13 protein-coding genes, 1 tRNA gene and 1 pseudogene are annotated in these 12446 nt (G+C 28.1%); 4 read left to right on the forward strand and 11 right to left on the reverse strand.

The window, feature by feature from the left end; all coding sequences use genetic code 11:
* Positions 1–330: 330 nt before the first annotated feature.
* The 4 genes from E0E45_RS06585 to E0E45_RS06600 all read right to left on the reverse strand — a co-directional run bounded on the left by E0E45_RS06585 (position 331) and on the right by E0E45_RS06600 (position 2811).
* Positions 331–648 (reverse strand): hypothetical protein, encoded by a 318-nt coding sequence (locus tag E0E45_RS06585; RefSeq protein ID WP_130890437.1) that lies wholly within the window; start codon positions 646–648, stop codon positions 331–333.
* A gap of 112 nt (positions 649–760) precedes the next feature.
* The gene (locus E0E45_RS06590; protein WP_130890438.1) at positions 761–1000 is read right to left on the reverse strand and encodes a helix-turn-helix domain-containing protein; all 240 of its coding nucleotides are present in this window, start codon (positions 998–1000) and stop codon (positions 761–763) included.
* A 64-nt stretch (positions 1001–1064) separates the two neighbouring features.
* The gene (locus tag E0E45_RS06595; protein ID WP_130890439.1) at positions 1065–1871 is read right to left on the reverse strand and encodes an ATP-binding protein; all 807 of its coding nucleotides are present in this window, start codon (positions 1869–1871) and stop codon (positions 1065–1067) included.
* Position 1872: 1 nt separating this feature from the next.
* Entirely contained in the window at positions 1873–2811 is a 939-nt protein-coding gene (locus E0E45_RS06600) for a hypothetical protein (RefSeq protein ID WP_130890440.1), read from the reverse strand.
* Positions 2812–3117: 306 nt separating this feature from the next.
* Here E0E45_RS06600 and E0E45_RS06605 point away from each other — a divergent pair, with 306 nt between their 5' ends.
* The 4 genes and pseudogenes from E0E45_RS06605 (at position 3118) to E0E45_RS06620 (ending at position 6948) form a co-directional block, all read left to right on the forward strand.
* The gene (locus E0E45_RS06605; protein WP_130890441.1) at positions 3118–3360 is read left to right on the forward strand and encodes a transposase zinc-binding domain-containing protein; all 243 of its coding nucleotides are present in this window, start codon (positions 3118–3120) and stop codon (positions 3358–3360) included.
* Positions 3361–3375: 15 nt separating this feature from the next.
* Positions 3376–4326 (forward strand): annotated as a pseudogene (locus E0E45_RS06610) (IS91 family transposase); the annotation flags it as partial.
* A gap of 551 nt (positions 4327–4877) precedes the next feature.
* Positions 4878–5690, forward strand: coding sequence for a tetratricopeptide repeat protein (locus E0E45_RS06615; protein ID WP_130890442.1), 813 nt, complete (start codon positions 4878–4880; stop codon positions 5688–5690).
* Positions 5691–5877: 187 nt separating this feature from the next.
* A complete protein-coding gene (locus tag E0E45_RS06620; RefSeq protein ID WP_130890443.1) occupies positions 5878–6948 on the forward strand; it encodes a tetratricopeptide repeat protein in 1071 nt (356 codons plus the stop codon).
* A 48-nt stretch (positions 6949–6996) separates the two neighbouring features.
* Here the strand turns inward: E0E45_RS06620 and E0E45_RS06625 are convergent, their stop codons facing one another.
* The 7 genes from E0E45_RS06625 to cls all read right to left on the reverse strand — a co-directional run bounded on the left by E0E45_RS06625 (position 6997) and on the right by cls (position 12397).
* Positions 6997–7302 (reverse strand): hypothetical protein, encoded by a 306-nt coding sequence (locus tag E0E45_RS06625; protein ID WP_130890444.1) that lies wholly within the window; start codon positions 7300–7302, stop codon positions 6997–6999.
* Positions 7303–7324: 22 nt separating this feature from the next.
* A tRNA-Arg gene (locus tag E0E45_RS06630) sits at positions 7325–7401 on the reverse strand.
* Positions 7402–7456: 55 nt separating this feature from the next.
* On the reverse strand, positions 7457–8212 hold the full coding sequence (locus E0E45_RS06635; protein WP_130890445.1) for a PHP domain-containing protein: 756 nt from the start codon (positions 8210–8212) through the stop codon (positions 7457–7459).
* Between the two features lie 372 nt (positions 8213–8584).
* A complete protein-coding gene (locus tag E0E45_RS06640; RefSeq protein WP_130890446.1) occupies positions 8585–9289 on the reverse strand; it encodes a carboxymuconolactone decarboxylase family protein in 705 nt (234 codons plus the stop codon).
* Between the two features lie 136 nt (positions 9290–9425).
* The gene (locus E0E45_RS06645; RefSeq protein WP_130890447.1) at positions 9426–9659 is read right to left on the reverse strand and encodes a MerR family transcriptional regulator; all 234 of its coding nucleotides are present in this window, start codon (positions 9657–9659) and stop codon (positions 9426–9428) included.
* A 94-nt stretch (positions 9660–9753) separates the two neighbouring features.
* Complete coding sequence (locus E0E45_RS06650) at positions 9754–10644, reverse strand: LysR family transcriptional regulator (RefSeq protein ID WP_130890448.1); 891 nt, start codon at positions 10642–10644, stop codon at positions 9754–9756.
* A 304-nt stretch (positions 10645–10948) separates the two neighbouring features.
* Positions 10949–12397, reverse strand: a complete 1449-nt coding sequence (gene cls, locus E0E45_RS06655; RefSeq protein WP_130890449.1) for a cardiolipin synthase — start codon at positions 12395–12397, stop codon at positions 10949–10951.
* Between the last annotated feature and the right edge of the window lie 49 nt (positions 12398–12446).

A 12446-nucleotide genomic window follows, 5' to 3' on the forward strand; every position in this document is an offset into this window, starting at 1 on the left:
TATACCAGTTGTTTTTTTTCAAAAAAAATCTTGACATTATTCATTAAGAAAGATATTATATACTCATTAAGAATATACAAATTTTTGTTTGGAATTAAGAATGTTATAGTTAATTTTGTATGCTTGAAAATTTTCTGGAAAAGGTTCGCATTTATACATAAAGAAGAACTATAAGAAAATCCCTCTTTATTTTTGTCATTCTTTATTTTATTTACTGAGTAAAATTTTTTGTAATATAAAAAAATACAGAGATTTTACTCTCTGCACTTTCTTGTTTAACTATTTTCTTGTTTCTTTCAGTTTATGTTTAAAAGCTATAATACTTCTAGACTATGCTTCTGGTGTATTATTTTTTACATAAAAGCTGTATGCTGCAAGTAAACTTCTGTACTTGTCTATTGTTCCCAGTGAAGTGTTGTAAGACTTGATTTCTTTCTCTGCGCTTTCCTGCCAGTCACTATATGATTCATATGCTGAATTTTCTGGAAATGCTGTTCCCGCCTCCACTAATTCTCCTATATGCTCCAAAGTTGCTGTGATGTCATCTATATTTTTCAATATAGCCTTTTCTCTCTTGATTGCATTTTCCACCTTTACAATTTCCTTTTGTACCACTGTCAAAATTACTTGATTTTCTTCTGATGCCATTTTGCTGCCTCCTATGTTTTTGTTGTTTCCATAGGTATATGATACTCTAGATGACAGCAATTAAACAGTGACGAATTGTTACAATTTGTTACAAATTGTGAAGCTCTCAAAATTATTCCATCAAAAAGATCAAGCTCCTTGTATAAATTAAAATTTTATTTCCAATTCTTCTATTGAGAACTTCTCCCCCTTCTACTTTGTCATAAATAGTATTTTTATGTCTTTTAAAATACTTGGCTACTTCCTCTATTGTTGCCCATTCTCCAAGTTGCTCCACCATTTTCTCTACCAGCAGTTTATCAAAATTTGAAAGACTTCCTAATTTTTGACACATATAATCTTCTCTAGTCATTTTGCACTTCTCCTTTTTTGTTTTTCTTTTGTATACTCTCTTCCCATTTTTCCTCTTAAATTTTTTAAGATATAAATTCTGCAAATCTCTTCTGGGTCATTCCCCTTCTGCTCTTCCCTGTTACTTCTACTGGAAAGCACATATCTATTATTCTGTCTCTTATCCTGTTCTGCCCTTGTGTAGAGAATTTCTCGCTTAACTCGCATTTTCCCTCATCTGCACTGAAATTCAAATTTGTTGAAATTATAAGGGGCTTCTCGCTTCTGTATCTCCCATCAATGAGATTGTATATCTTTTCAGCCCTCCATCCTGTCTGATTTCTATCTAGTCCTTTTTCACTGCCGAAATCATCAATAATCATCAAGTCGCATTTCTCTGTCTGCTCCAAAACTACTTTCTCAGCTTCTCCCCACTCCATAGTCAGTTTGTTAAAATACAGTCCTAGATTAATTACCAATACAGTCTTCCCTCTTTCCATGAGATAATTAGCTATACAGGCGCTTGCAAATGTCTTTCCTGTTCCTACTCCTCCATACAGGAGCATTCCTTCTTTTTTGTCCTTGCTCATAAAGCTCTCTGCATATCTTTTTGACAGCTGCATATAATCACTTTTCATATCAGCGCTTTCAAATCTGCTTCTTGCGAATTTTTCATCCATCACAGAAATATCCTTACACTTTTTCATCTTGTTTTTCATACATTCCTGCACTCTCTTCTTTTCCAGTTCTTCCAGCTCCCTTATCTTGTTTTCTTCCAGACAGTTACAGGCTGGTATATATTCCAGATTCTTTTTAAAAATCTCTGGAAGGGAATCCATATACTTGTATGGATTTTTCATATACTCTTTCCCGCAAAATTGACATTTTATCATCTTATTTTCCTCCATTTGCTCCATTGAGCAAGTCTTTTATAAAGTCCCCTGTAGTATTCTCATATGCTGGTCTTTCAAACTCTTTCTTGTTCTCATAAGTATTCTTTGTTCTATTTGCTTTATCTTTAAAATTTCCATTGAGAGCCTTTTTAAGATTTTCAATTTTAAATATTGCGTTTATACTCATATTGTTTTTTACAAATTCAGATTGAGCCATCAATGTTAGTGCTTCATACAGTTTGGCAATCCCTAGCTCTCTATACCCCCTCAAGATAATATAGTTCTCTGGAGGATATTTAAAATCTGGCAGTCCTAAATCCCTGTATTTTTTTAATATCTGCTGTATTAACACTGGTATATCTGCAATATTCTCTTTGTTCTCTTCTGTTTTCTCAATAACTTTCTCTTCTTGCTTTTTTACAGAGATATTACTTGTATCTTTTTCTGAAAGCGCATTATTTGTATTTTTTTCTTTCTCTTCTGTGTGTGTATTATTTATATCTTCTATTCTTTTATTATCTTCTAAAAGATAAATATCTTCTGATGTAAGCAAAAAACCATTAATGGTTCTCCCGTTACTGGATTTTAACTTAACGGTAGAAATACTTATTTCATCAATATTTTCAGGAGTGAATACTAAACTTTTTCCTTTGAATCTTCCATTCTCTTTTTCTTCCACAAGGAGAATTATTTTTAAATCTTCAAATATTTTTAGTCCTTTTGGAATCCATGCTTTACTCAATCCACTATATTTAGCTATTGTTTCAGTATAGTACTTTATAGTTTTCCCATTAAAATCACTATAGATTTCAGTAAGAGTTAAATACAAATTTCTAAGCTTGTCATGTTCTTTTCCCTCATACCGACATCTCAGTAATCGTAATATTTTTTTCTCCTGCCAGCAGAATGGCTGATTTCTTGTGCTTCTAGTATTATTCATTTCTCACTCCTGTAATTTTTTAATAATATTTATAAATCTTTTTTACATTAACACTCTATACAAACAAGTTTTAATCCCTATGTTTATTTTTGGTAAACAGAAATATATATTAGCACACAATAACTATTCTTGTATATAGTTTAATTTAAGGGCATAAAATAGCCCTTGAAAACACAGGGGCGAAAAAATAAAAAAAATATAATTTCAAAAAATAAAAAAAGCTGAGTAACATTTAAAAAAATGTTTTACTCAGCTCTCTTTTTTGTATAATATAGTTACCACCCTAATTATACAAAGGAGACATACATGCAAATCAAACATATTATCTCTAAAATCAATATAACAAATCTTTTAGGTAAAATCAAGAAATATTTTAAAAATGAGCATTTTGAGGATATTAAACAGACTATTCAAAAATTCTTAGCTTGTTCTATTGATAAATCTTTTCTCTCTCTTCAATGCCCTAATTGTCATGATGCGCATAAAATTAAAGTTACTTGTAAATCTAGATTTTGTCCTTCCTGCGGTAAACGTTATTCTGCTGTTTGAACTGAAAAAACTTCCGCTTCTCTTATTGATGTTAAACATAGAAGTGTCCTTTTTACTATTCCTGAAGAACTTAGAATGTTTTTCTTCTATGATAGAGATCTTTTAACTAAGCTTGCTTATGCTGTTAATGATGTTTTTAAATATCAATTTCATAACATTAAAGCAAAAAATCAAAGAATTCATAAAATTTCAAAATATTCTTCTAAATACTTTACTAACTCAGATATCATTCATTATGGATTGATTACTGTTATTCACACCTTTGGACGCGATCTTAAATGGAACCCTCATATTCATGCTATTGTTACTTTAGGTGGTTTCAATAAAAACTACCAATTTCTTGAAAAAAAATATTTTCATGTCAATTCCATTGCTGGACAATGGAAAAAAATGGTTATTGATATTGTTAAATCTGGAAATTATGACAAGCCTGAAATTAAAGCTAAAGCTTATGCTGCTGCTAACTACCTTTATCGCAAAAATACAAGATTCTTTTTCAATGTTGCAAAAAATGATTTAAATAATAATATTTATGCAATTAAATATATTGGCAGATATCTAGCAAGAGCTCCTATCGCAGAATATAAAATTATTGATTTTTATGATAATAAGGTTACTTTCTATTATGAAAGTCTTGCTGATGATAAACAAAGAATTGAGCTTACTTTAGATGCAGAAACATTTCTTTCCAAATTAATTATTCACATTCCCCCTAAACATTTCAAAATGATTAGGCGCTTTGGAATCTATTCTAGAAATATTAAATCAGAACTTAAAAACATCATGAAATTCATGAGAAAATATGTCTCTAAATATTCCAATTTTACTTTTTATCAACTTGAAATATGGAAAGCTTTTGGAGTAAATCCTTTTTATTGTTTTAAATGTAATACCAGAATGAAAGTTAAAAAAATATCATATTTTAATATACATACAGGCTCCATTTGCTGGAAAGAATATCGCTAAATAGCTGATTAACAATCAGCTTTTTTGTGCTGTCAATTTTAATCTTATTCAATTAATATATCTAATATGAATACAAAATAATTAACATTTTTTATTTTTTCAACAAATTTATCAAATTATAATTTCCTAAGAAATAAAAAAATGTCAGAATTTTTTTCTGACATTATTCTTAAATATCCGCATTTTATTTTTAAAACGATTTTTTTTATTATTTAATTATAGAAAATTTTTTAAAATACTGTATTATCATCAGTACTGATATTTGACTTATTAGATTCTTGTAAAAAAATTATTATTATTTTAGGAAGTATAGAAACTGTAAGAATAAATTTATTTATTACTATTTTATGTGTATTAAAATATTTTTATTATATTTCCTTTTTAGATATTTATCACCTTCTTTCAATAATTTATTCATTGTTTTTATTGAAAAAACAGAAATTTTAAGATAAAATATACCAAACAGAATATCTAAGAGAAAAGAGAGTTTATTGAGTTAAACTCTTTTTTAAAATACTATATTATATAAATTTAATAATTAAGGAGTATTTATGAAAAAAATATTACTAGCAGTTGTCTTGCTTTTTTTACTTGGTGGATGGGTAGAGAAACCAAACGAAAAAGAAGAAGCTGAATTATATTATAAAAATGGAAATACCAAATATAATTTAAATGATTTTAAGGGGGCTATTTTAGATTTTGATAAAACCATTGAATTAAATCCTAAATTTACTGATGCATATATTTTTAGGGGTTTTATCAAACATACCTTAAAACAGTATGAAAAAGCTATTTTAGATTACAATAGAGCTATTGAATTAAATCCTAAAAATGCAGATATTTACTTCAACAGAGGAATTGCTAAAAATGATTTAAAACAATATAAAGAAGCTATTTTAGATTTTGACAAAGCTATTAAATTAAATCCTCAATATGCAAATAGTTATTACAATAGAGGAATTGCTAAAGATAAATTAAAGCAATATAAAGAAGCCATTTTAGACTACAATAAAGCTATTGAATTAAATCCTAAATTTACATATGCATATAACAACAGAGGTAATACTAAATATAAATTAAAACAATATAAAGAAGCTATTTTAGATTACAGTAAAGCTATTGAATTAAATCCTCAATATACAATAGTCTATTATAATAGAGGAGTTGCAAAACATGATTTAAAAAACTATATAGGAGCTATTTTAGATTATAATAAGGCTATTAAGTTAAATCCCCAATATGCAGAAGCATATTTTAATAGAGGAAATGCCAGATATGAATTAAAAAATTATAGAGGAGCTGCTTCAGATTTTGACAAAGCTAATAAATTGAATTCTGATCTTAAAAAACCAATTAAGAACTAGAATTTATTCTATATAATTTAAAAACATAAATTCTTTCTAAAGATTAATAAGTTTTATTTATATAATATCCTATTTCAACAAAAACTTCTACTCTTAAAATAAATTTAATAATAAAAGGTTTTTCTTCTAATTTTTAAATTTATGATATAATAAAAATATATTTATTTTATTTCATATGGAGGAAAAATTGGATATAGTTGCATATATTAAATACATTCAGCAGGAAATCAAGGATAAAAAATTTGATGATTATGTCCATGTTTTTTATGAATATAAAAATTATCTTGAAAGCTGTATAAAAAAAAATCCAAAAGATATTGAAGCAATATGCCAACTTGCAGCAGTTTATCTTGAATTAAGATATGATGAAAATACTTCAATCAAGCTCATACTAGATACATTGACTAACTTTGCTGATGAAATTAGTGCAATTGACAAATCACGTATTTACATAAATTTAGCATTTTTATATGAAAGTAATGATGAAGAAAAAAATTGCTTATATTATTTAGAAGAAGCAATAAAATTAAATCCTCATATGGCAGTTGCTTATAATGAACTTGGACGTATTCGAATGGAGAATAACATCATTGAAGATAATTTAAACTTATTTGAAAAGGCATATTCTCTTAGTTCAAAAATGAAATATCAATATAATTATGCTGTTGCTCTATTCCAACATGGTTATATTTTAAAATCTAAAGTTCTATTTGAAGGATTATTGCCAAAATATCAAGATGAAAGACGAGTGTTATATGGATATGGAGTTTGTTGTTTTTACACAGGAAATAAAAGAAAAGCAATTGAAATAGCAAATAAATTAGCTCAAGGAAAAAATGATGATTATATTACTGAATCTGAAATAGCAGACTTATATTTTTTATGTGATGAATACTCTAAACATAATGAAATGTATGATAACTCTGAGATTGGATATTATTCAGATGTAAGATGGCTTGCACCATATTTTTATAGTTTAAAAGTACAAGGAAAAATGGAGAAACTTCAGGCAAAATTAACTGAAGTAATCACAGAAAAAAATAATAAAATTATAGAAACTGAAGCTGAAGAATTAGATGATGAATTCACAGAAACAGAAAAAAATGAAGATATTCAAGAATATCAAAAAGAGAAAAATGAAATTATAACAGCTTTTGAAAAAATAATTAATGAGGATTATAAACCTGAAATAAAAATTAAATTATGGTTGATGTATGGCTGTTACATGATTGACTGTCCTCGCCACCAATCTTTATAACAAGATAATTAAAAAAGAAGAACCATTTTTATGATTCTTCTTTTTAATTTAATCTTTCAAATCTTCTAAATACTGTATTTTAATATTAGCTTTTCTCACATATTCTCTAACTACAGCATTATAATCTTTATCTTTCTTTTGAGAAATACTAATTTTATTTCTATATTTTACAAAATCATCTTCCAATTTTGCTCTGTCTTTTTCATTGATTTCATTTTCCATCAATCTATCTAATCTTATAGACAATTTTGAATATTCATTTTTTACATTTTTTTCTTTTCCACCACCAAAAAAATCTAAATTACTGCATCCTGTCATTATTAAGATTGTCATTAAAATAAGTAATTTTTTCATTTCAGCCCCTTCTTCAATAAGCTGGCGATCCCGATGTGGTTTGAACACACAACCTATTCCTTAGGAGGGAATTGCTCTATCCAATTGAGCTACGGGATCACACAGTCAATATTATACACTAAAATTTAAATTTTGAAAAGAGTTTTTTAATATTCTACAATATGGTATTTTTGATAAGATGAAGCAGGTGCTTTTGTCCTATTCCACTAACACTTCCAATTTTATAGAGATAGTCCATTACTTTATCTCCATTCTTCTGATCCATATTAGAATACTTATAGTAAGAGATTGCCTCTCTGATAATGTGTGCATCACTGCCGAAAGTAGCAGTAAGACCATATCTTTCTCTCAATTCAGCAGCTTCCAGATTCCTTATCAATGAAAGAGCATGATTATGGGTTTCCAGTGAGTCTACCAGTTTTATAATATCATAAATATATGGTTTGTTATTTATGAAATTCTTTTGTACTATTCCACATATATGGGGAATAGACTTGTGACACTCCCATCCTTGAAGCACATCCATATATTCATATATATTTCTGTGTGTCTTTGCCATTCTTTTTAAATTCTTATATTGTTCTACTTCTTTTACATAAAATTCTTCTAAATCAGACATTTTTTTGAAATAAATCAAAAGTTCAAAACCATCTTCACATCCTAATTCAATTCCAGGAACTACTCCTATTCCTTTTTCATAAAGTTCCACTGCTCCTCTTATCTCATTGTGATCTGTAACTGATAAAAGGTATCTTTTATTTTTAACAAAGTTTTTTAAAAATTCTGGTTTAATAAAACTATCTGAAGCTGTTGTGTGTATATGGAGATCATAATAAAAATCTCCTGCAAATCTACTGTCACTATCTATAAATGGAAAAAAGAAAGGAGACAGCTTTTGAAATTCTACCATTGTTCTCACCTCTTTTTATAAAATAAAAAGAATCCACATATTTGAAGTGTTTAATTGCTGGTTATATAAATTTCTCATAATCTGCTGACACTTGAAAATATAGTATAATTATAAAATATCCAGTAAAAATTTCTATTGCTGAATATTATCATTTATGCTCATAATAAATTCTTCTATGATAATAATATAACACTTATATAAAAGATTGTCAAAATGTTGTTGTTCACAAGGTTTACTAATTTTTACTCCATAACTTCTACATATGTTTCCTGTGGCATAAATTTCAATTTTTTTATTTCATACAAATCATAAAAATATATTTTCCTCCTCATTTTTACCATTTTAGCTTAAAATTTAAAATTAATTTGCTGTTTAATTATTTCTGTTTTTTATTACTTCCTCAAATATTTTTCGGGCATTTTTTCCTTGCTCTTTTTCCACTTTTTTATCTAAAACATCTATTATTCCCTCAATCTGCTCCTTAGTAAGTCCTGCATTCATTCCTAAATTGAAGTGTGCTGCAAGCTGTGGATTTACCCCTGACATATTTCCAAGGACAGCTATTGTTACTATCTCTCTTGTTTGAAAATCTAAAATATCTCTACCAAATAAATCTCCAAACAAATGTCCCTTCAAAAAATCATCCACTGCTGGAGCAAAGTCATACATTCCTCCTTGTACAGGAGATCCCGCCAATTTTGTCTGTACTTCTGTTCCAAATTCAATACTGTTTCTATCTCTTGGAATAGGAGTGATATCTCTTCCTACTTCATCTTTTATTCCTTTTGCTTCTCTCTCAGAAAGTACATTCATGAAAACCCCTATTCCATTCAGACTACGAGGAAATCCACAATAAGCATATGTATGAACTAAAATTTCTTTTATTTCATTTACAGTAAGTCCTGCATCTAATCCATCATTCAATGAAATTTTTAGATTTTCCAAATCACCACTGGCTGTAAAAGCTGATATTCTCACTACCTCTTGTTCTTTTATATTTAATGTCTTTTCCTCTGCTCCAAAAGCAGATGTAAAACCAAATACAGATATTAAAAGCATAATAAATCTTCTTTTCATAATATTCACCTCATTATTTATTTATTTTTTCAATTTTTATAGATACAGCTTTATCTATTTCTTTCAATTCTTCAGCTCCACCTCACTCTCCTTATTTATCATTTAATAAACAATTTCTAAATATTCAATATTTTTTCTAAAGATAATTTTTTATATCTCCCATTTCATCTACTGGTTGTATCTTTATAGAATTTCCAATCTCTTCTATATCAAATCCACTGTCCCACAGCAATAAAATTGACTTTAGCTTTTCTAAATCCAAATCATTGTATTCATTTTCCCTATTTATTCTACAAAATCCACAATCTTTATATTTTTGAATTACTTCATCAGATATGTTGTAATGTCTTTTTATTTCATTAAATGTCATCTCTCTCACTCCTAACTGTCTTTTAAATAAAAAAAATGCAGCTCTCCTGTTGGATAACCACATTTTAGCTCTATTATCTTGTTATGTCTAATACTTAGTTTGTATCATTAAAAATGCCTGAAACGTATTCTTTAGTATATTCAATGAATGCTGATGCAACTGGAGAAAATATCTGATTCTTTTTCCAAACCAGCACTGTTGTTGATTCTAGTTTAGGAAAAAGAGGAATAAAAGTAAGTCCATCATAATGGCAATCTAATTTTGGTGTAACAACAATTCCTATTTTATTTTTTGCCATAATTGCCATGTTATATAGGAGATTTCCATTAGCAACAACTTCAATCTGTTCTGAGTATATTCCAAACCAGTTTTTCAACTCTTTTTGTAAAGTTTCACGCTTGGTCATAATTAGTGGTGTATTTACTAAATCTTTAGAAGTCACAGTTTCTTTTCCAGCTAGTTCTGAATTTTCATTTACAAGTACACCCCATTCTTCTTTTACTGGAAGTCTGACAAATTCATATCTGCTGATATCAACTGGTTCAACCAATAATCCTAAGTCTAAAATTCCTCTTTCTATTCTTTCTTTAATATTATCTGAATTTCCACTGTAAATTTCATAGTATACCTGTGGATTTTTTTTATGAAAGGAAGCAAGAAGTAAAGATAAAAACTGTGAACTCTGTAGTTCTCCACTTCCAATTACAAGCTCACCTACAAGATTTTCTTCTCTTTGGGAAAATTCACGCTCTGTCTTATCAGCAAGAGAAACAATTTCTTCAGCCCTTCGTTTGAGTAGCATTCCATCATTAGTTAAAATAATACGATGTTTGCTTCTATGAAAAAGTTTTACTCCAAGTTCTTCCTCCAACTGTATGAGCTGCCTAGAAAGAGTTGGCTGAGTAATATGCAGAAGAGCTGCTGCTTTAGTGATATTTTCTTCTCTTGCTGTCATCAAAAAATATTTTAATACTCTTATTTCCATTTAACTCATCCCTTTCTGGTATCTTCCATTTATTATTTAGTACAAAGAATTTTTAATATTTATTCTATTCTCTATTTATTTTTAAAACTTTAATTTTATCTTAAAAATCAACTAATTCCAAGGAAAAATCTTCTTTATCAATTTTATTATAAAAAATATCTACCTATTACTTCTCCAAAATTTAATTTAATATTTCTTTTGTTACAATTATAACTATAATTTTTTCTCTTATTTTATTTCTCAATATATTCTTTTTTGTTATTTTTAAATTTTTATAATTCCCTAATATATATAAAACTCCTATTTATAAAATAGGAGCAAGCAAACGACATATTGACTCTTTAAATTTTATGTAATAACCTCTATTGCTGTATTCGCTTCTTAGAATTTTACTGCTGACTTTCATATCTCTATAAAAAATCTCTCTGAATTCCTCTGCTACATCTTTCTCATATATATTCACATTTATCTCAAAGTTCTGATAAAAGCTTCTATTATCAAAATTAGCAGTTCCTATACTTACTATCTCACTATCTGCCATAACCATTTTGCTGTGAAGGAATCCCTTGTTATATCTGTAGACTTTTACTCCTAAATCCAGAAGTTCTCCTACAAAATATTGATTTACCCAGTAGATGAAAAAATGATCTGGTTTATCTGGTATCATTATTTTAATATGAACTCCTGACATAGCTGCTATCTTCAGTGCTTCCAATACTGTATCATCAGGAACAAAATAAGGCGTCTGTATATAAATATAGTTTTTTGCCTCCATTATTATCTTTAAAAAATTATCTCTCATTGTTCTGAATTGATAATTTGGACCGCTGCTTACTACTTGAACATATCCAGAATATTTTCCTCTATCTTTAATTACTTCCTGCATAGCTTCTCTTTCATAGTGATATCTCTTCTCTTCATAATCCACATGTTTTTTCTTTGCTATACCCCATGAGAAGAAGAATTCTTTTTCCAGCTCCAATGCCGCTTCACCGAAGACTCTCATTCCTGTATCTCTCCAGTGTCCCATTTTTCCTTTGCCAAGATATTCATTTCCAATATTGAACCCGCCTATATATCCCAGTTTGCTATCAATGATACATAATTTTCTATGATCTCTGTAGTTTGCTCTCAAATTAGCTATCTTCAAGAAAGGAAAATGTGAAGGAAAAAATATTTCTACATCTATCTTATTTTCTCTCATCTTTCTAAGCATTTTACGGCTGGTACCACCTGCTTCATCTGCTATGACTCTTATGTCTACTCCCTCTTTAGCTTTTTCAATAAGTATATCAACTATGGATTTCCCTAATTCATCATATCTGAATATATAGTATTCCATATATATTGTTTTCTCTGCTTTTTTTAAGTCAGATATTATACTTTTAAAAAATTGATTTCCCTCAGTAAATATTTTCATTGAATTAAGAGTAGTCAGCTTATTCTTAGAAGATATTTCAAGGTATGAAATTAATTGCTTCCACCTTACCAAATCAGCTCTTTCAGAAGATTTAATAACTTTCTTGCTGTGAAGAAACTTCCATTTATAAAATTGATTTACCACTCTTTTCTTTTGAAAACTAAGTCCAAAAAATAAGTAAGCTATAAATCCCAAATATGGAGCAAGTATAAGCAGTGTTATCCAAAAAAGTGTATATACTGGCTTTTTACGTTCAATCAAAATAATGATAATAAGGAATATCATATTTATAATTGCTATATAATCTTTAAAAAAAGTAATAATCAAATTCATTTAATCACCTCTATATATAAGATAATAACATTTTTTTCTAAATATTTCT

Origin of the sequence: Fusobacterium ulcerans ATCC 49185, from assembly GCF_900683735.1 — a bacterium.
Taxonomy (GTDB): domain Bacteria; phylum Fusobacteriota; class Fusobacteriia; order Fusobacteriales; family Fusobacteriaceae; genus Fusobacterium_A; species Fusobacterium_A ulcerans_A.